At 62.0% G+C, this 18,293-nt stretch carries 17 protein-coding genes and 2 pseudogenes; 6 read left to right on the plus strand and 13 right to left on the minus strand.

Going from position 1 to position 18,293, the window contains the following annotated elements:
• The first annotated feature begins 30 nt into the window (after positions 1-30).
• Entirely contained in the window at positions 31-246 is a 216-nt protein-coding gene (locus tag TPR58_RS14410; RefSeq protein ID WP_346247393.1) for a helix-turn-helix transcriptional regulator, read from the plus strand.
• A 105-nt stretch (positions 247-351) separates the two neighbouring features.
• Here TPR58_RS14410 and TPR58_RS14415 read toward each other — a convergent pair whose 3' ends face one another.
• A complete protein-coding gene (locus TPR58_RS14415; protein WP_346247394.1) occupies positions 352-711 on the minus strand; it encodes a hypothetical protein in 360 nt (119 codons plus the stop codon).
• A 191-nt stretch (positions 712-902) separates the two neighbouring features.
• Here TPR58_RS14415 and TPR58_RS14420 point away from each other — a divergent pair, with 191 nt between their 5' ends.
• Complete coding sequence (locus TPR58_RS14420) at positions 903-1,898, plus strand: hypothetical protein (RefSeq protein ID WP_346247395.1); 996 nt, start codon at positions 903-905, stop codon at positions 1,896-1,898.
• Here the strand turns inward: TPR58_RS14420 and TPR58_RS14425 are convergent.
• The 5 genes and pseudogenes from TPR58_RS14425 to TPR58_RS14445 all read right to left on the minus strand — a co-directional run bounded on the left by TPR58_RS14425 (position 1,864) and on the right by TPR58_RS14445 (position 6,267).
• Positions 1,864-2,678 (minus strand): annotated as a pseudogene (locus tag TPR58_RS14425) (IS5 family transposase). The gene TPR58_RS14420 and the pseudogene TPR58_RS14425 overlap by 35 nt on opposite strands.
• A 1,397-nt stretch (positions 2,679-4,075) precedes the next feature.
• A protein-coding gene (locus TPR58_RS14430; RefSeq protein ID WP_346247396.1) for an IS630 family transposase occupies positions 4,076-5,022 on the minus strand; the annotation gives its coding sequence in 2 pieces (ribosomal slippage) (positions 4,076-4,686 and positions 4,686-5,022; 948 coding nt in all).
• A 36-nt stretch (positions 5,023-5,058) separates the two neighbouring features.
• Positions 5,059-5,610: a Ros/MucR family transcriptional regulator gene (locus TPR58_RS14435; protein WP_346247397.1), complete on the minus strand. Its 552-nt coding sequence runs from the start codon at positions 5,608-5,610 to the stop codon at positions 5,059-5,061.
• A gap of 89 nt (positions 5,611-5,699) precedes the next feature.
• The gene (locus TPR58_RS14440; protein WP_346247398.1) at positions 5,700-6,062 is read right to left on the minus strand and encodes a conjugal transfer protein TraD; all 363 of its coding nucleotides are present in this window, start codon (positions 6,060-6,062) and stop codon (positions 5,700-5,702) included.
• The gene (locus tag TPR58_RS14445) at positions 5,944-6,267 is read right to left on the minus strand and encodes a conjugal transfer protein TraD (RefSeq protein ID WP_346247399.1); all 324 of its coding nucleotides are present in this window, start codon (positions 6,265-6,267) and stop codon (positions 5,944-5,946) included. Before TPR58_RS14445 ends, TPR58_RS14440 begins: the two co-directional genes overlap by 119 nt.
• A 156-nt stretch (positions 6,268-6,423) precedes the next feature.
• Between TPR58_RS14445 and TPR58_RS14450 the strand changes: the two are divergent.
• A pseudogene (locus tag TPR58_RS14450) lies at positions 6,424-7,157 on the plus strand (IS5 family transposase).
• Positions 7,158-7,455: 298 nt separating this feature from the next.
• On the opposite strand, the gene TPR58_RS14455 reads toward TPR58_RS14450, so the two are convergent.
• On the minus strand, positions 7,456-8,631 hold the full coding sequence (locus TPR58_RS14455; RefSeq protein ID WP_346247400.1) for a tyrosine-type recombinase/integrase: 1,176 nt from the start codon (positions 8,629-8,631) through the stop codon (positions 7,456-7,458).
• 496 nt (positions 8,632-9,127) lie between these two features.
• On the opposite strand from TPR58_RS14455, the gene TPR58_RS14460 reads away from it, so the two are divergent.
• Positions 9,128-9,307, plus strand: a complete 180-nt coding sequence (locus TPR58_RS14460; RefSeq protein ID WP_346247401.1) for a hypothetical protein — start codon at positions 9,128-9,130, stop codon at positions 9,305-9,307.
• A 65-nt stretch (positions 9,308-9,372) separates the two neighbouring features.
• Here the strand turns inward: TPR58_RS14460 and TPR58_RS14465 are convergent, their stop codons facing one another.
• From TPR58_RS14465 to TPR58_RS14475, 3 genes are all read right to left on the minus strand, one after another.
• Positions 9,373-9,873: a DUF1543 domain-containing protein gene (locus tag TPR58_RS14465; protein WP_346247402.1), complete on the minus strand. Its 501-nt coding sequence runs from the start codon at positions 9,871-9,873 to the stop codon at positions 9,373-9,375.
• Complete coding sequence (locus tag TPR58_RS14470) at positions 9,870-11,543, minus strand: FAD/NAD(P)-binding protein (RefSeq protein WP_346247403.1); 1,674 nt, start codon at positions 11,541-11,543, stop codon at positions 9,870-9,872. Before TPR58_RS14470 ends, TPR58_RS14465 begins: the two co-directional genes overlap by 4 nt.
• 214 nt (positions 11,544-11,757) lie before the next feature.
• Positions 11,758-12,063 (minus strand): hypothetical protein, encoded by a 306-nt coding sequence (locus TPR58_RS14475; RefSeq protein ID WP_346247404.1) that lies wholly within the window; start codon positions 12,061-12,063, stop codon positions 11,758-11,760.
• An 18-nt stretch (positions 12,064-12,081) separates the two neighbouring features.
• On the opposite strand from TPR58_RS14475, the gene TPR58_RS14480 reads away from it, so the two are divergent.
• Complete coding sequence (locus TPR58_RS14480) at positions 12,082-13,119, plus strand: glycosyltransferase (RefSeq protein ID WP_346247405.1); 1,038 nt, start codon at positions 12,082-12,084, stop codon at positions 13,117-13,119.
• Here TPR58_RS14480 and TPR58_RS14485 read toward each other — a convergent pair.
• From TPR58_RS14485 to TPR58_RS14495, 3 genes are read right to left on the minus strand one after another with little or no spacing between them, the layout of a single operon-like run.
• Positions 13,053-13,964, minus strand: coding sequence for a galactosyltransferase-related protein (locus TPR58_RS14485; RefSeq protein ID WP_346247406.1), 912 nt, complete (start codon positions 13,962-13,964; stop codon positions 13,053-13,055). The genes TPR58_RS14480 and TPR58_RS14485 overlap by 67 nt on opposite strands.
• Complete coding sequence (locus TPR58_RS14490; RefSeq protein ID WP_346247407.1) at positions 13,961-15,091, minus strand: glycosyltransferase; 1,131 nt, start codon at positions 15,089-15,091, stop codon at positions 13,961-13,963. The genes TPR58_RS14485 and TPR58_RS14490 overlap by 4 nt, the downstream gene beginning before the upstream one ends.
• Complete coding sequence (locus TPR58_RS14495; protein ID WP_346247408.1) at positions 15,088-17,118, minus strand: HAD-IIB family hydrolase; 2,031 nt, start codon at positions 17,116-17,118, stop codon at positions 15,088-15,090. Before TPR58_RS14495 ends, TPR58_RS14490 begins: the two co-directional genes overlap by 4 nt.
• 102 nt (positions 17,119-17,220) lie before the next feature.
• On the opposite strand from TPR58_RS14495, the gene TPR58_RS14500 reads away from it, so the two are divergent.
• The gene (locus TPR58_RS14500) at positions 17,221-18,228 is read left to right on the plus strand and encodes an ATP-grasp fold amidoligase family protein (protein ID WP_346247409.1); all 1,008 of its coding nucleotides are present in this window, start codon (positions 17,221-17,223) and stop codon (positions 18,226-18,228) included.
• The last annotated feature ends 65 nt before the right edge of the window (positions 18,229-18,293 follow it).

The raw sequence follows: 18,293 nt of genomic DNA on the forward strand, positions 1-18,293 counted from the left end.
ACTCAGACGCAAGCAATGTGAGGCGATACCATGCAGACCGAAACGCCAGACCGGATTCTCCGCATCAAGACCGTCCTCGAGCGCACCGGCCTCAGTCGATCGACCATGTACCGCAAGATGCAGGCCGGCACGTTCCCCCCGAACGTCCAGATCAGCACCCGCTGCGCAGGCTGGCGAGAGTCCGCCATTGCTGATTGGCTCAGGAACCCGATGTTCTACGAAGTCCCCCCGCAGGACGGCGGTTGATCTCAACCGCCGTCCCATGAACCTATTCGCTTTGCCACACCTGGTTGAGGATGCGGGCAGCGAGCGCCGCCTTGTCCTGAGGGAGGAAGCGGCCATAGTGCTTGGCTACCATTTCCGGCGCATCCTGGATGGCGTAGCTCGCCTGCTCATAAACCCGGTGCGCTTGAGAATATGGGTCGCCAGCACATCGCGCACATTATGCGGCCCGTGCGGCAGCAGGACCTTGATCGCGCCGCGCTCGGTATATGGATTATAGATCCCGTAGCGCTGAATGATCAGTCGCCATGCCTCATAGAAGATCGCCTGGTTATAAGGCGCATCGGTGCGGTGCGGCCGGTCGCGCGGACAGAGAAGCAACTGCCGCAAATTCTTCTGCCGGACGCCTAGGTGCACTCCGAGCCGCAATATCAGGAAGCTGCGCACGGTCTCGAGCGCGTTGACCATGGCGGCGGCAGAATGGGCCACCAAGTCGAGGGCTCATCGAGCGCCGCGATCGTGATGACCCGCGCGCGGGTCGATCGACAGTAGCTTCGAGCAACCAAATTGGACCGGTATCATATCGACTTTTTCAGCCCCATCCGCTTGATTGATGAGGGGGATTTAAAAATGCGGTTTGTGGAACTGGCCGCGTTGCCAAATAGGATTGAAAGAGCCCGGTGCTCCTTAAGGGCACGGGCCGCTCAGGATCGCAGGCATTGCGCCGGTTAGGGCCTGGCGCTCAATCGCCGGGCCTAATCATCGCGGCCCTCTTCGCGCTGGCTTTGATTAGCGCAGGCCTGGGTGCTTATGCGTTCGGCTTGCAAACATCGCCCGCTGCATATGACGCTGAGGTGCGCTCTTCGGGGGTTCCAGGCCCTGAAGATGCGTCCACGTTAAGTCAGTACGTGGCTTATCCCGATCACGCCGCAGCGGAATGCTACACCGCCAGAAACCATGACGCAGCGGATTTGTGCGCTCAATGGCGGGCAGCGATAGCCGCGGAGAAAGCTGCGAAGGCGACGGAGGCTTCAACCAAGTGGGCTAAAATCGCCACGATACTCAGCGGGCTCGCCACGGCGGCGTTGCTGATCACCATCGTACAAAGCGGCCTTGCCCTCCGCCGAGCGACCACCGCAAACATGCTACTGATGAAGGAGAACGCCAGAAATACCAGGCGCTCAATCGCTGCAGCAAATGAAACAGCTGACGCCCTCAAAGAGGCGCGGCGCAATGCAGATGAAACAGCGCGCTTGGTTATCACCAGTGCTCGAAACGCCGAGAGGCAGCTGCGCGCCTACCTCGATTTCGATGGGCTAGACATTAAGGCAATTAAACCTGCCGCAGGCGGAGAAATATGCGCGGCCCTATGCTGCCAAATCAAGAATTATGGCCATACTCCAGCGGAACACGTGCATGTGTCAAACCTAATTGGAATTAACGACGGCGGGGAGATAAATTGGAGCCACGAGGTAGACCTCGCCGATTTTGCATCGATAGCGCCACAAGATTACGCAACTAAGCGTATGATACTGATGTTCCCCGAGCAAACTTGGGAAGAGTTGAACACGGAAAGAACGCGCATCGTTGTAAAAACAGTCGTCAACTATTCTGACGTTTTCGGGCAGCCTCACACGCTTTCTAGGCGTCGTGGACAAAGGGTATCCACAGTTTGATTGAAGCGAGAGTGACGAAGCCGAGGTATGATTCCCTGGTTTTGTCGTATCGGGTGGCGACGCGCCGCCAGTTCTTGAGTTTGCTGAACAAGCGCTCGACGAGATTACGCCAGCGGTATTTCACGCGATCGTGCGAGATGGGTGTGCGGCGATTGCTCTTGGCAGGGATGACCGCCTCGACGCCGGCTGCGGCGAGCTGTGCGCGGATTGCGTCTGCGTCGTAGCCCTTGTCGGCGAGCAGCGCCTCGATCCGGTCGCCGAGCATCCGGAACAGCGGGCCGAAGCCCTGCACATCGTGCGTCTGTCCCGGCGTCAGGACGAAGCCGAGCGGTCGGCCGTGCCCGTCGCAGCGGGCGTGGAGCTTGGTGGTGAAGCCACCGCGCGACCGGCCAAGCCCCTGGGTCTCTTGATCCCCTTTTTTAGCCCGACGGCGCAATGATGCGCCCGGACTACCGTGCTGTCGATCATGTCGGCGCTGGTATCGCGCTCCACCATCTCGGCCAGCGTCTCCAGCAGGGCGTCGAATACGCCGGCATCGACCCAGCGCCGGTAGCGCCGGAATACGCTGTTCCACTTTCCATAATCGTCCGGCAGCAGACGCCACTGCGCGCCTGAGCGCGCCATCCATATCATGCCCTCGAAGTAACGACGGTTGTCGCCCGCCGGCCGACATCCGCGACCATGCTCGGGCGGCAGCAACGGTCCGATCAGCGCCCACTCTTCGTCCGATACCCCGATCCGCTCGCCCAACGCCGCCTCCAAAAGACAGCCTTGAATCAACCCGTGAGCCTCAGGTCAAGCTTTGTCCACGATGCCTAGCAGAATAAATGACGAGATTGTGGTGACCGGCCAGAGGATACGTGATAAGGCTAACCCAGCAGGTACTGCAATTCGTAAGTCGTTCTATAGTCCTGGCGAGGTCGGATTTAGGACTGAGGGTGGCGTGTTATCTTCGGTATCGTTGATACCCAAGTGCAAAGTCGGTGATACGGAGGGATATGTTTATCCCGCTGGTTTTATTACAGGAAGTGAATCATCAACGGGCCACACTCATGGTGAGGGATATCACACGGGTATTGGGAAGCACGATGCAATGGCCGCGCTAGTTCACGCCAGTGGAATAGCTATTCAAGCGGACCATAGCGGCGTGAGGGGAATTGCGAGAACCTCGGGCGGGGGTGCTATGGCAATTTATGCCTATGGTGGTTGGGGGTACACTGGCAAATCTGGAACCATGGCTGCGGTCCGGGACCTTGCTAAGGCGGCGTCAGGAAAGTCAAATGGAGGCAAAGGTGCGACATCAAATCCGTGCAGCTAGGTTATCCTCAGCCTTACTAGTTTTATCGCTGTCCGCATGTGCCAATAATGTGGGGCTAATCGATGGATCGGCACCCGAATTTGTAGATGTCGGCAAACTTAGGATTGATAGCGACTATACTAGGTCGCTTTCGGGTCGGAAAATCGCCGTTCGGGGCGGAGTTGATAGAACGAGTGAAGGATATTTAGCTTTATTCCCTTATGGGAAGTTACGAGGGGAAAGCGAGGCTGGCAATTGTATTGATCTAGTTTACGATAGAGGGCCCAATTCCAACAATAAACCAAAAGCTGGCGGTAGGGGTGTTTTGATAGGGCATCTTGTTTTTATTCCGAATTTGCCCGCTTACATGCACATCATACGTATTGAGGGCATAGATCATCCAGCAGTATGCCAGATATTTTCCGACATCTCGCCCTACCCATACTTTGTAGTTAGCGCTGTCAGATAACTCCTCACCGTCTTTGAGCTGCTTGGAAGCTAGGGTTAAAACCCAATCAGCCTCTTGAAAATATGCGCATTGGTTGATTCAACGGGCTTCCAGGCTTGATGGAGGCTGTTGTCGATGTCGCGTTCGTTGTTCTGGCTATCGATCGCAGCAGATCGGCGCGCTCTGCGGCCAAATGGGAGGTAGATGGGTTCATCGCGCCGACGCCCCCTAGCTTCAGCCCATGACACCTTCATTGCGGGTAGGGGGAGCAGGAGGCGCCCGGTGGCATTTCCTGTTGCGGGAATCAGGCCCCTCGCCAGGTCGCGAAGCCGTCGCCTCTGTCTCAGCGGTGATGGATTGACGCCGTCCGACTCTCTCACCGTTACGGAGCTTGACCTTGCACCCAGGGCGGCGGACTAGAGCGGTTTCCACTCATTCCGGTTCATATCCGCATGAGCTGAAGTAGTTGGCGCATTCGGCGGGCTGGAAGATGTCGACGAGCCTGCCGATCAACCCCCACAGCCCGCTGACGGTTCGTTCGCCCGCCTTGCGCAGCATGGACTTGAGGCGGGAGAAGGCCTTTTCAATGGGATTGAAGTCGGGGCTGTAGGGCGGGAGGAAGCGCAGGGTTGCTCCGGCCGCTTCGATCCGCTCTTTCACGGCGGCCCGCTTGTGGCTGGAGAGGTTGTCCATGATGACGACGTCGCCGGGCCGCAACTCTGGCACCAGGACCTGCGCCACATAGGCTTCGAACCAATCGCCGTTGATCGGCCCGTCCAGCACCATAGGTGCGACCATGCCTGTCATGCGCAGGCCGGCGACCAGCGTTGTGGTCTTGCGATGGCCATGTGGGAAGCCCATCCGCAATCGCTCGCCCTTGGCGCAGCGCCCGTGGCTGCGGATCATGTTTGTCGCAGTCCAAGTCTCGTCGATGAACACGAGGCGTTCGGGCTCGAGATCGATCTGGCCGTCGAACCAGCGCTGGCGTTGCCTCAGGACGTCGGGACGGTCTTGTTCGATCGCATGGCCAGTCTTTTTTTGCGCGTAATCCCGTGACGGACGAAGAAGCGATGCACCGTGCCGATCCCGACCTTGGCGCCGCGCTCGATCAGCCGCACCTGAACCTCCACCAGGGTCATGTCGCCCTGCTCGGCGATCAGTTCCCGGATGAAGTCGCCGTGCGCTTCGATCTTGCCCGAATGCCGGTCGCCGCCGCGTCGCTTGGCCACGGCACGCCCATGGTCCAACGCAAGACGACGCCAGCGGATCGCACTCGACACGCTGACACCAAAGCGCGCCGCCGCGGCATGGCAACTCAGGCCGCCGTCAATCGCGGCCACAACCCTGTCCCGAAGATCCTGTGAAAGCGTGCGTGCCATTCATGCTGGCCTCCTGCCACCAGCAGGAAGTCTGAATCACATCAGGCCGGAAATGAGAATCCCCGTCGAGTCAGTTCGTGTGGAAACCGCTCTAGCGCGCGGCTTCCGCGTCTTGATCGCTGCTGAAGCAGGGGCGGAAGCCGCTGCGTTGCGCGCTGCGCGACCCTTGGCACCAAGCCCGATCTTGTGCGCCATCGCGCGGTGCGCTTCCGAGTAGCTCGGCGCAACCATCGGATAATCGGCCTTCAGATTGTAGCGCGCACGATACTCTTCCGGCGTCATGCCGTTGGTCGAGAGATGACGGCGCAGCGTCTTGTACGGCTTGCCGTCGATCATCGAGATGATGTGATCGTTCGACGCGAGCGACTTACGCACCGACACCGCGGGGGTATATTCGACCGCGGGCGCAGCTTCCTCGCTGGCTTCAGTCGACGACCCGCCGCTAGCCAGATCGCTCAGCGTTGCATGCATGGTGCGCAGAAACGCAGGCACGTCGTCAGCCGAGACGCGATTATTCTGATTGCCCAGCCAGGCAATGGTCAGTTCCGTCGCAAGCTCGACGGCATTCAAGGTAGTTTCTTCAGACATTAGCGACCTCCCGCTTTATTTATTTGTGCGTGCGCTGTTCGTGACAAGCCCTTCGGCGCCACGATCTGTGTAGCAATGTAAACATCGAATCAAGTTTGAGCCGTTTTATCAGCTGCTGTCCCGTCGAATGCGCGCCGTCCGCGGCGACGCCAGAGCAGCGTCTTTTGTTCCGCATCGTGCCCGTTCAACACGGTTCCAGCTTCAACCAGGATGCCGAGAATTACGGACCGATCATCCTCCGTCAGCTCGACCAGCCCGGACTTCACAACCAGGCCGCCGAGTTCGATCAACTGACGGGTTCGTTCGCGACGCTTCACGACCCAGGATCGCTTGTCATGACGCGCGATTACAGCCTGCATGCGGTTGCGCGCCGCCTGCATTCGTCGCGCCTGGTTGCGCGTCATTGCCAGCGCCTTGGCCAGCGGGTCGCGCACCGCGAAAGAAGGCAGCACCCCGCTTGCGCCAGCCCTCCTTTGTCGCCGCCTCTTTCGCCTCGACTGCGGCCAGCAACGCGCCGGCGAGCTGCTCGACCGGGAGCGTGTCGGCTCCCGTCGCAATCACCAGCTCGCCGAGCTGCTGCAGCTTGCGGCCCTTCAGCTGCCTCGCCTTGTCGCTGAGCGCCTGCAGCTCCGAATCATAGTCGCGGGGTTTGCGCACGGAATCGTCCTCAATTGATCGTTAGGGACGCTTCAATTAGGCATCGTGGACAAAGCTTGACCTGAGGCTCACGGGTTGATTCAAGGCTGTCTTTTGGAGGCGGCGTTGGGCGAGCGGATCGGGGTATCGGACGAAGAGTGGGCGCTGATCGGACCGTTGCTGCCGCCCGAGCATGGTCGCGGATGTCGGCCGGCGGGCGACAACCGTCGTTACTTCGAGGGCATGATATGGATGGCGCGCTCAGGCGCGCAGTGGCGTCTGCTGCCGGACGATTATGGAAAGTGGAACAGCGTATTCCGGCGCTACCGGCGCTGGGTCGATGCCGGCGTATTCGACGCCCTGCTGGAGACGCTGGCCGAGATGGTGGAGCGCGATACCAGCGCCGACATGATCGACAGCACGGTAGTCCGGGCGCATCATTGCGCCGTCGGGCTAAAAAAGGGGATCAAGAGACCCAGGGGCTTGGCCGGTCGCGCGGTGGCTTCACCACCAAGCTCCACGCCCGCTGCGACGGGCACGGCCGACCGCTCGGCTTCGTCCTGACGCCGGGACAGACGCACGATGTGCAGGGCTTCGGCCCGCTGTTCCGGATGCTCGGCGACCGGATCGAGGCGCTGCTCGCCGACAAGGGCTACGACGCAGACACAATCCGCGCACAGCTCGCCGCAGCCGGCGTCGAGGCAGTCATCCCTGCCAAGAGCAATCGCCGCACACCCATCTCGCACGATCGCGTGAAATACCGCTGGCGTAATCTCGTCGAGCGCTTGTTCAGCAAACTCAAGAACTGGCGGCGCGTCGCCACCCGATACGACAAAACCAGGGAATCATACCTCGGCTTCGTCACTCTCGCTTCAATCAAACTGTGGATACCCTTTGTCCACGACGCCTAGCATCAATCAAGGCTGTCCAGACGCGGATCTTGGTTTCGTCCTGGGCACCCGATCCTCGAGCTGAGCGCGAACGGACGTGCGCCTTTCGGCGGGGAGCATTCGCACAGATGGGCGCCAAGACTGTGGTGGCGTCTCGAGAGCGGCCAACTTAGACCAAGTTGATCCGTAGTCCGGTAGGCAGCAGCCACTCACCGGACAGGGTCGCGACTTCTTCAGCCAACAACGGTTGCGAGGAAAATGCCTCGATCGATCAGCTTGTCATCGACGCTGGCGGGGGTGTGGCCCCGCTCCGCAGATGTTACCTCGCGATATAATTCGCCCAGCTTGCCATCAACTGCCGTCGGCGCTCGAAGAAATCGGTGCGGCGGTATGCGGCTTCGATCCGGTCGGCGAGCTTGTGCGCCAGCGCCTTGTCCACCACTTCCTTCGGAACCTCGGTGTTCTCGGCTGCCCAGTCGGTGAAGCTGCTGCGAAACCCGTGCACGGTGATCTTGGGGATTCCCAGGGCTCGCATGACCTTGGACATCGTCATGTCGCTCAGCGGGATCTTGCCGTGGGTCGAAAAGACAAGTCCGGTGTCGCTGATACGCAGGTTCCACCGCCGCCTGAGAATTGCCAGCACTGGCTCGGTCAGCGGGACGATATGAACTTTGTTCATCTTCATACGCGCTGCCGGGATCGTCCAGACCGCGGCCTCCAGATCAATCTCTGTCCAGTTCGCCAGCCGAGTCTCTCCCGACCGCACTGCATTCAGAATCGTGAACATCAGCGCATCTCTGCCGGCTGAGGTTGGGGCGCCGGCCAACTGCTCCATAAAGGCGGGAACATCGGCATAGGGCATCGCCTCGAAATGTTTGTCGTCCACCGGTTGCCTGGGCAGGCCGCGCGGCACGGACCGCAGGCTGACCTCGTTCGGGCACCATCCTTCGATATGGGCGAAGTCCAGCACTGTCTTGATGCGCTGGAAGACTCGCCGAGCCGTCTCTGGCACTTTAAGCCAGATCGGGGCGAGGGCACTGCGCACCATCGAACTGTTGATGGTATCGACACGAGCGTCGCCGAAGTGCTTGAAGATATGAAGCTCGAGCGACGACAGCCATGAGTCTCGGTGGCGAGCGTTCTTCCAGCCATCTTTCAAGGCGGTGTGACAGGCACGGGCAGCTTCGGCGAAGCTTGGCACCACAGCCGAGGCCGACGGCTCAGGCTCATCGTCGATGACGGAGAGATTGCTGGCCTGCGGGATCGCCTCCCCAAATCTAAGCTTGTCTCTGTAGGACGCCGCCTTGATGCGGGCCTGAGAAAGGCTGACTTTCGCGACTGAGCCGAGCCCGAAGTCCTTGACCTTTCCGCCGACCGTCGCCCGGAACACCCAGGCGCGCGAGCCGGTCGATCGAACGTGCAGATATAGGCCATTTCCGTCGTGGTGACGGCCCGGTTTTGCATGCCTCACCTGTAGGGTGGTTAAACCGTCCATATAACTAAATCCCGTCCATCAATCGCGTCCTTGGAGCCCTCGGATCCAGTGAAACGCTGTGAAATGACCAGGCAGTCAGTCTTGAGCAATAATTAGAAAAATCAAAGCCTTAGAGACGTTCCGGGCACTCCTGGGATGTCCAGTCTACCGCCCTCAGCTCCACCAACCGCCAATCCCAGAAATCCGCCATTCTTGTCTATCGGCGCGCGCTTGCAGAGGCCAGCTTGGTATCGCGCTGGTATCGGAATGCGCGTCGGTGTGCTGGCCGATTGGCAGCAACGGATCCGTGAATGGCCGTATGCACGCTCAGTTGGCCTGCCCGACGGCACGGCTGGCTTCTAGCAGGTGGCAGAGAAGCAAGCTGCCGCGGCCCGTACGCGCGCGTCGTAGTTTCGTGGGACAGATGATCCTTGCCGATCGGTCGGGGCAGGGAATGGAACGAGCGCCCAAGCAAAGGGTTAGCTTCCCATCCAAGCATCCGTCACAGGAGACCGACATGAGCATCGAAGGAAAGGCCAAGGAGGCCGCGGGTTACGTCAAGGAAGAGCTGAACGAGCACGGCGATACGCCCGAAGCTCGGAAGAAAGCCCAGGAAGGCCGCGATCTGCGCAACGAAGGCCGGGTCGAGGATGGCAAGGCGCCGAAGACGACGCCGGTCGGAAGCGGCGCCGAATAACGGCTCCAGCATTCCCAAGCGAAACGCCGCCCGATCTCGGGCGGCGTTTTTCGTTGGTGCGCGCTTTATTTCAGCGGCGTGTATCGGCAGGTGAAAGGCGGCTGTCCGGCCGCGGCACCAGGCGTCAAGTGAATGTGTAGCCCGTCGCCGACCGCGCGATCGAGCGCGAAAGCCTGCTCCGCTTCATAGATGTCGTCGCGGTGCGAATCCTTCCACCCGGACAGGGTTGCCAGCGCTCGATCCTTCGCTTCCTTCATCGAGGATGCCACGACGAACATGTTCTTGTGCTGTTCGGCAAAACCCTTGCCGTCATAGCCGCCAAGGTTGACGAACCATAGTTTCTCGCGCGCTGTGGACGGTTCGGGACGCAGGGTGACGATGTAGCCGTCCGCGTGGCTGATCTCGGCATAGCAATCGACATGAAGCGTGCCCGGGGTTCCCCACCATTCCGCGCGAAGCGTTTCATGTGTTGCCTTGATCGACTCGGCTACGATGAACCGGACATCGTGGACTTCGATATTCGCCGCCGGGTGCTCGCCCCCGATATAGATCGCGAAAAGCTTCATGCTGCCCGCTCCCGATGGCTGTCATCATGTGATGGGTCGGCGGCCGCGATTCCGGCAGCGCGCGCCAGCGCTGCTCCAACGATTTCTCCGATTTCGTGCGAACTGGTAATGCCCTGGATGAAGGGATGCCGATCCAGAATGAACGGGATGGCGAGGCAGAACAGCCGCTCTCGCTCCGGATGGTCGCTCACCGGGTGGAACTGCTCGTCGATGACGATGCCTTTTATGCCGGGCGCATCGAGTTCGGCCGCATCACGCACGACCTGCTGCTTGAGCAGCGTCGGGAAGGGGAAGGCGTCGGCCGCGAGGGCGCGCTGCCCGGTTGCATCGATGAATGCGGGGAAGTGGCGTCGCTCACCGTCGATCGTGACCAGGGCACCGCATTCCGCCGAGCGGGTATCGATACGATGATCCTCACCCAGGGAGGCGATCTCGAGGTGTCCCGTCCGGTGGAGTGCCAGCAGCCGCTCGATCGACAGGTGCGGCACCGTGGCATATTCATCGACGAACACGGGTTTCAGGTAGCGATTGAAGCGCTGAAGCGCGTCCTCTTCGAGATGCGGGACGATCATGCTCAAGACTTCATGCATGCGCAGGATCGCGTAGCGCCACGGGACGGTATATTCGCGCGCGAAATTTTGCTGTGCCTCGGCCAGGTTCCTGGCTGCCCATTCGAACGGATCTGCCGCAACGCGCTCCGCGAAATAGCGTTCGGCAAAATCGTCCAGGGAGAGGTCAGCCAACCCTGTCTTTTCGGCATAGCGTGCATCGGCGGCTGTGAGCTCGTCGCGGAACAGGTCGTAAGCCTTGTCGAGCAGGTCGGCGCGCTCGCCCGCGATCAGCTGCTCCACCGCCTCGGGGGTGCAGATGCTGAGCGGCTCGTACGGGATCGGATGATAGAAGTCCGCCTCGGGGAGCAGGCCCTTGCGCGACATCATGGTGATACGGAGCGCTTCGGCGCCAGGGTGAATCCGATAGATGATCTTTTCGCCCTCAGTCTCGATCAGCGTCCCATGTGCGACAGCAAGGGCTACCGCTGCATCGATCGCGGTCAGTGAGCTGCCGCGGATCCCGACCTCTACGGGGGGAATGCGCTGGAGCGCGGTTGCCGGCCAGGGACTGAGAAAATATCCGGGCCTCACCTCAGGCTCCTCGGGCCATTGATGACCGGTCGCAAGCACCACCCGGTCGTAAATGCACTCCTCGGCGCCGCCGCTGCGCGGCTCTACGGACAGGTGCAGCCCGTCATTCTCGGCACGGATGTCGGTCACCCGGCAGCCGGTGGCGATCCGGACGCCGATTTCGCGCCCACGCGCCTGATCGATCAGCGCATTGAACTGGTCCAGGAAGAATTCTCCGAGTGCCAGCCTGGGATAGAAGGCGTGATCATCGATCTGATCAGGGTCGATCCCGAGCCGGATCAAGCGCGCTCGCGGCTGTCGCGCGAGCCATGCGATCAGCGTCTCGCCGATCGGTGGAATTTCGATGGATGCGATGTTGGACAGCATCGCCGGATCATTCCAGCCCGGTCGATACGGAGTGCCAAGACCAGCGCGCGTCTGTTCCTCGTAGATCGTCACGTCCGCGCCGACTGTCACGTCCCGAAGAAACGCGCTCAGCACGTAGATGGTGGTCGGGCCTGCTCCGACAAAGGCAATTGAAAGCGACATCAACGCAAAATCCCTCGCAACTGCTTTGGTGCCATGCGCGGAATTTCGTGCGTCGAACGCCTCGCGGTGAAAACAAGAACCCTGCGCGTCCGCAATGCGGTCCCTACCGATTTCCGGACATTGCGCCTGATCGTTGCCCCGGTGCGTTATCGCCGACGACGATCTCGGGACGAACCAGAATGAAGACCTGCGCATTGGGCGAACCGGCTGCGATCTACACCATCGCCTCCGCGCATGAAGGGCGAGACGGGGCGGGGCGCGGAAGGCTGGACGCGTGCGATGAGCCCATGGCCGGACATTCCTCGACGAGGCGGCAATCGATGGGCATTCCCATGGTTGGCATCGAGCGCAGGTTCGCGCCGCCCGGGACAAGCGAGCTCCGGCGATTCCCGGACGCAAGGCGCGCCGGGCGTTCAAGCGTTGAAATTGCCATGATCCAGAGCGCCGATCGATGATCGACGGCAACCGGATTGCCGAGGAGCGGGCGCTTCGGATCGCGGTGATCGGCCATCTTCGTCATCCGATCGCTTCCCCGTTCATGGGCGGCATGGAGGCGCATTGCCACCAGCTGGTTTCGGCTCTGGCGGCACGCGGCCACCAGGTTACCCTTTTCGCCAGCGGCGATAGCGATGCGTCCTTGCCGCTGCGTCCGATCGTCGCGCGTCATTATGATGCCGTGCTGCCGTGGACGCGTTGGAACGGAACGGCGCGTCTGGCCGATTTCCAGTCGCGCGCATTCAAGCGTGCCTGGGCTGGCGTGATCGATGGCGAATTCGATGTCGTGCACAACAACTCGATGCACCCGGCACTCCATCATTGGGCGCGCAGAGATCGGCAGCCGATGGTAACCTCGTTGCACGTGCCGCCGTTCGCAGTACTTGCTTCAGCGATTCGTGACGAGGCAGCGCCCTGGGCCGTGCAGACCCTGACGTCGGATGCCCATATGGCAAGCTGGTGGTCCGATCCTCCGGCGACTGCCCTGGTGGTTTACAACGGCATCGATTGCAGGAACTGGATGTTCCGGCCTGCTGGCAACGGTCGTGCGGTTTGGGCCGGCCGGATCACCCCGAACAAGGGCACGGCGATCGCGCTCGACGCGGCGAAGCACGCCGATATCGCCCTGGATGTGATCGGTCCGATCGATTGTCCGGAGTATTTCCATTCCGAGGTCGAACCCAGGCTCGACGCAAAGCGACAATATCACGGCCACAGGCAAGGCGCCGAGCTGGTCCGGATGGTCGGCGAAAGCTCGGTACTCCTCGCGACCCCGACATGGGACGAACCCTTTGGCCTGATTGCTGCGGAAGCCATGGCGTGCGGTGTTCCGGTGGCAGCGCTCGACCGCGGCGCGTTGCGCGAGGTGGTGGGCGATTGCGGTTCGCTGGCGACGGATGCGATGTCGCTCGCCGCTGCGATCGACCTGGCGCGCGATATTCCGCGCGCGGAATGCCGCCGCCGTGTCGAACGACTCTTCTCGATCCGGTCGATGATCGAGGGATATGAACGCGCCTATGCGACCGCCATCACCGGCGCGCGCGCCTCGAGCAATGCCAGCACGGTCGCGGTGCTGGCGTAGGGCTGGTCGCTTTGCTGTCGGGTCAGCGCGAGATCTTCCTCGCTCACCTGGCGCAGCCTTACCAGTTCGCCGTCTCGAAGTTCGACCAGTCCCATCAGGGAGAATGCGCGCAGCCAATGTTCCATGGTGAAATGGCCCCATTTGTCGCGGAACCGGGTCGCATTGGCGATCACGCTGTCGATGTGGTGGACCGGCGGCATGTGATGGGGGTGATGTTGATGAAACGCACGGGCGCCGCGGCACCATTTCAACGGAACGCCGGCGGTCGCGAGGATCCTCCCGAAATCGGTGTCCTCGCCGCCATAGCCGACATAGCCTTCGTCGAACCCGCCGATGGCGAGATAGGTCTCGCGCCGGATCGCGAAGTTCAGCGACCAGAAGCAGCGATAATCGCTGCAGTCTCCCAGCGGCCCCGGCGGCGGGCCGGCACGTTCCGAATGCCTGACGCCGTCCGCGCGGAACCGGTCGAAGTCCAGCCCGGGGTCTGTCGCGCCGGCCGGGAGATACAGGACCTCTCCCATCAGCAGGGCATCTGTCGCATCGAGTTGTCTGGCGTAATCGGCGACTAAGGACGGGTCCGGAATGCAATCGACATCGAGGAACATGAGCTGCTCCCCGCTGGCCCCAAGGGCGGCGGCATTGCGCGCCTGCGCCAGCTTCATGCCGTTCGCCCCGAGCATGATCTGACGGATCGGAAAGGCACTGTGCGGCAGCTCATATGCCGCCTCCTGCATCACTGCGATGACAAGCTCGTCGGGCTGCCGTTCCTGCGCGTTCAGACCGTGGACGAGATTGACCAGGTGCGCCTCGCGTCCCTTGGCGAGGGTGCATACCGAAGCGATCATGCGCCTTGTCCGATCATAGCTGTCCCAGCTGACCCAGGTTTGCGGCGATCGATCAGGCCGTTCAGCCAGGCGGCGGCCTTGGTTGCCGCCGATCGATCCACCAGCCCGTGCTGCAGGCCTGACTCCAGAACCGCCGCGCGTTTCCAGGCTGCGAGCCACGCCTCGGCATGAGAGGGCCAATGATCGAGCATCGCTGCTGCTCCCGCTCGATCCAGCATGCGCGCTTTCCACACTTGTTCGTCGAAATAGCGCCATTCCGGCACGACGATCCATGGGCGCCCGATCGCGGCGATCATGTGGACCGTCGTGTTTCCGGCCGACGAGACGATGCGGTCCGCCGCGGCGATATAGAGTTCTGGCACGTCCACCCAGCCGAGATGCTGGAGATTGCCGGGCGCCGTGGCGTGCCATTCATGCTCGACCGCGCCGATCGTGATCCATAGCGTTTCAGGTTCGGCGCGCGCGCCGAGCGTCAGCGGCGTGCCGGGGGTTCCGCTTCCGCCGCCGCCGGCGATCACGACGATGATTTCGCGGTCCAGGGGAAGCTGAAGGCGCTTGCGCGCATCGTCGCGCGCTGGCGGATCCACCGCGATACCGACGCCGGGGGCGTAAAAGGTCTTCGCAAGCATCCAGTCAGGCCGCGCTGGCTGCTCCAGCGTCGCTGCATAAGGCGCAAGTATCCCGAGCGCCGATTCATAGGCCGCCATGTGCCCGATATCACTGCGGTCGCCATGCTGAAGGACGGTGACGCATGGTACGGACGCGATCCGCGCAAGTTGCGCGAGTTCGGCGGAAACGTCGGTGACGAACAGGCCCGGGCGCTCGGTATCGAACCATTGGGCGATGGTCGCGACGGCGTGGGTGATCCCCGGCCATCCAAGCGGGGCACAGTGGAGGGTTGGCGGCGTGCGCACCTCGCTCAACCCCGTGTCCTCATGTCCCGTTGCCTCGAACAGGGACGGAATCTTCCGCACCGACACAGTCTCAGCCAGCGGGGGAAAGATATCGTCCCTGGCGCAAAACAGGACGACGGGGCGCGATTCGGCGACGGCGTTGGCGATCGCCGCCGCTCTTTCGGCATGGCCGCGCCCCTGATGATGGACGAAATAGCCGAGCGGGCAGGTCAAGCTGCGAGCCTCTGGGCGAATGCGCGCATGCCCTCGACGATGCCCGCGGCGTGGGACTGGCTCGCGACATAGATGGTCGGACGCCCGACCAGCGGGGCCAGTTCGGAACTGAAATTGGCGACCAGGATCCCGTTACGGCAGGTCGCCAGCATGTCGAGATCGTTGCCGCTGTCGCCGGCGGCGTAGACATGCTCGAGGCCGATGCCCATCGCTTCGGCAACCCAGGCCATCGCGTTGCCCTTGCCGGCACGTTCGGGAACGATATCCAGCAGGCGCTCATGACTGTGGATGACACGAACCGGTAGCGAAGCGACTGCGTCGGCGACCGCGGCGATGGCTTCTGGATCGGAGGCGAAATAGCTTCGCTTGTGCCGGCGCTGCTCGACGGGCGGCTGCGGCTCGACGCCGGGAATGCCTGCGACCCGTCGGCCGATCTCGTCGCCGTCCCAGCCGGCGTCGATATGGCTCGCATAATCGCCGTCCGGGACGAGCCGACCGCCCCGCCGCCAGTAAATCTCGGAGCCGACCGATGTAATCAGGACTTCCGGCAGCGGCAGTTGCCAGTCGCGAAGCAAGCGGTCCGCTTCCTGCAGCGAGCGCCCGGTCGCGATGCCGAAAGCCAGCCCGGGTTCGCTCACCAGGAACGTCGCCATTCCGCGTGCCCCGGCGACGCAACCGGTCAGGGTATTGTCGATGTCGCACAACAACAGGCGGGAAGGGGCCTCGATAACGGGTGCCACCCTGGTCAAGTTCGTGACGATCTCGACAAACCGCCTGGCATAGCCATGCCAATCCAGGTCCCGCGCGTTGGCGATACCGGCGGCGGACGCGCGGTCCCATTCCACCGGATCGTCGAGCAGAGCCCGGATCGCCGCCGCGAACCGCGCTGGATCACGCGGATCGGCGACCTGGCCATGCTTCAGTCGCGCAACCGTATCCGCCGGCCCGCCATGGCAGGTGGCGATAACGGGCAGCCCGTGAAGCGCGGCTTCGGTGAGCGTGAGCCCATAGGGCTCGTTCAGCGCGGGGTTCACGAACACGCCGCGGGATTGCCGCGCCAGGGCATAGAGCGCCGCGATGTCATCCTGGCTGTGACGCTTCGGGAGCGCGACGCTGCCGTACAGATCATGTCGATCGATCGAGGCGAGCAGGCTGCCGATCACCCGCTGCTGTTCCGGTTCCCCGCTGTCGGGTGCGTGCCGCAAGCCCGCGACGATGACCAGGTTCGCACGCGAGCGTAAATCCGCGTGCTGCGCAAACAGATCGATCAGCCCGACCAGATTCTTGCGCTCGACCGGGCGCGCTATCGCCAGGATGACAGGCCGTTCCATTTCGCGGAGAAAAGGCGCGACTAGATGGCGTGCGCGGTCGGCGCTCGCGATTGCCGCGCCGGGAAGCCCGGCCCCCGGTGGCACGCAATGAATTCTCGTCGGACAGGCCGAGGGATACAGCATGAGCTGTCGTTCGGCTTCATCCCGCGAGGACGCGATGATGGCGCCCGCCGCGGCGATGGCGCGATCCTCTTCGGCAATGCGCGCGGCAAGGTGCGAGGGCTGGCCATCGCTGCAGACCAATTTGTCGATGCCGAGCGAATGGGCGGTATAGACAAACGGTATCCCGAATAGCTGCCTGACCTGCTCTGCCACGTCGGCGGCGTCGGCGAAGTGCGCGTGGATGACGTCGGGTCGCCGATCGAGCCGTTCGATATGGGCGATCAGCGCGTTGGCGAAGGCGGGACGATCGACCGCATTCGCTTCCTTGCTCAGATAAGAACGATTCCCGGTATCGAGGCGGCGGATCGCGAGCTTGGGCGACAGCGTCTCGAGGGGAGCGGCATAGGCAGGCCCCAGATGGGGCTCGTCGATAAGCCGCGTGACGATCTCGACGCGAGTCACGTCGCGGCATTCGGAAAGCGCCTGGGCAGCACCGAGCGCATAGGTGATGTGACCACCCGTATCCTCGTTGATGCCGAATTCTACTGGTGGTCCCCTCAGGCAGCCACCAAGCACGATCGAGATGACAAACACCAGTCGCGACTCCGATATTGGGATGGTCGGACCGGATGATCCGAAGTCATTGAACGATCCGCTCTTGCTGGAGTTTCTCTAGAAAGTTCAGGAAGATAGAAAATGTTCGGACGTCCTTCGCCCAGATGCGACTTTCCATCGACTATCGCGACCTCCGTCGGGGGTGGAGGGCGTGATCGGGCGCGTTCGCTGCCATGTACCCGGGGGTTCAACCATCTGGTCGCCGGCGCCCAATTTGCGCACCGCTTCCAGCGCTGGCCGCTTCCAGTCAGCGATCCCCATGCGCTGATAAACGACTATATCTTCAACCGGATGATCGATCCCGCCTGGACCCGGCTTGAACACGCCATGGTCGACAAGGCGACGGCGAAACTGGAAGCCGCCAGGCTTGCGCCGGGGCTTGAAGCGCCACGGACGGTGGCCGTCATACCGATGGAAGGACTCGCGTGTGCAGAAGCGCTCTATCAGGCGCTCGAGCCGTTCGCCGGCCTGCCAGCGATCGCAAAGCCCGCGCATGCGAGTGGATCGGTGGTGATGCTTCGCGACTTGCGGTCGGCGCGGCAACTCGAGGCGCTATTCGCGCTTTCGGTCATGGATTACTCGCTTGTCCTGCGCGAGATGCAATATCATGGGCTCTGCAAGCAAATCATCGTCGAGATGCTGGTGGATACTGCCTCCGGACAATCGCCGGACGACTATAAATTCCACTGTGTCGACGGAGTGCCGATCGTCTGCCAGGTCGACCATAGCCGCTTTGGCAGTCCGTGGAGCCGCCTGCTTCGGCTTCCCGATCTGGAGCCGTTCGATCCTGCCGACGGCCTTGCATGGCCATCGACCTATCGGCGTCCAGCGCCCGAAAGGATCGCATCAATGATCCGGGCGGCTCGCGCCTTGTCCGAGCCTTTCCAGTTCGTCCGGGTGGATCTCTACGATGGCAGTGACTGCATTTTCTTCGGTGAACTGACTTTCTCTCCGGCGGCTGCGCTCGGCATCGCTCCATCGGCACAGGGGGATCACGCAGTGAATCCGACGCATATCGCATATAGTAATGCCATGATGTCAGCGCTCAGGGGCGTCGCCAGTCCCGCCTCGCGCACAGTGTCGCCCTGAACGGTCCGGCCACAACGCGGTCGCGTACGGGCCGGAAACTCCCGATCGAGCGGGGCGCAGGCAAC

Source organism: Sphingomonas rustica (assembly GCF_039652585.1).
GTDB lineage: Bacteria > Pseudomonadota > Alphaproteobacteria > Sphingomonadales > Sphingomonadaceae > Sphingomonas > Sphingomonas rustica.

Coding starts and splice junctions, on each gene's coding strand:
- TPR58_RS14465 (WP_346247402.1), bottom strand. CDS start 9,873: ATGAAGCTTTTCGCGATCTATATCGGGGGCGAGCACCCGGCGGCGAAT.
- TPR58_RS14410 (WP_346247393.1), top strand. CDS start 31: ATGCAGACCGAAACGCCAGACCGGATTCTCCGCATCAAGACCGTCCTC.
- TPR58_RS14500 (WP_346247409.1), top strand. CDS start 17,221: ATGTTCGGACGTCCTTCGCCCAGATGCGACTTTCCATCGACTATCGCG.
- TPR58_RS14485 (WP_346247406.1), bottom strand. CDS start 13,964: ATGATCGCTTCGGTATGCACCCTCGCCAAGGGACGCGAGGCGCACCTG.
- TPR58_RS14435 (WP_346247397.1), bottom strand. CDS start 5,610: ATGTCTGAAGAAACTACCTTGAATGCCGTCGAGCTTGCGACGGAACTG.
- TPR58_RS14475 (WP_346247404.1), bottom strand. CDS start 12,063: ATGACGAAGATGGCCGATCACCGCGATCCGAAGCGCCCGCTCCTCGGC.
- TPR58_RS14460 (WP_346247401.1), top strand. CDS start 9,128: ATGAGCATCGAAGGAAAGGCCAAGGAGGCCGCGGGTTACGTCAAGGAA.
- TPR58_RS14455 (WP_346247400.1), bottom strand. CDS start 8,631: ATGGACGGTTTAACCACCCTACAGGTGAGGCATGCAAAACCGGGCCGT.
- TPR58_RS14470 (WP_346247403.1), bottom strand. CDS start 11,543: ATGTCGCTTTCAATTGCCTTTGTCGGAGCAGGCCCGACCACCATCTAC.
- TPR58_RS14480 (WP_346247405.1), top strand. CDS start 12,082: ATGGGCGGCATGGAGGCGCATTGCCACCAGCTGGTTTCGGCTCTGGCG.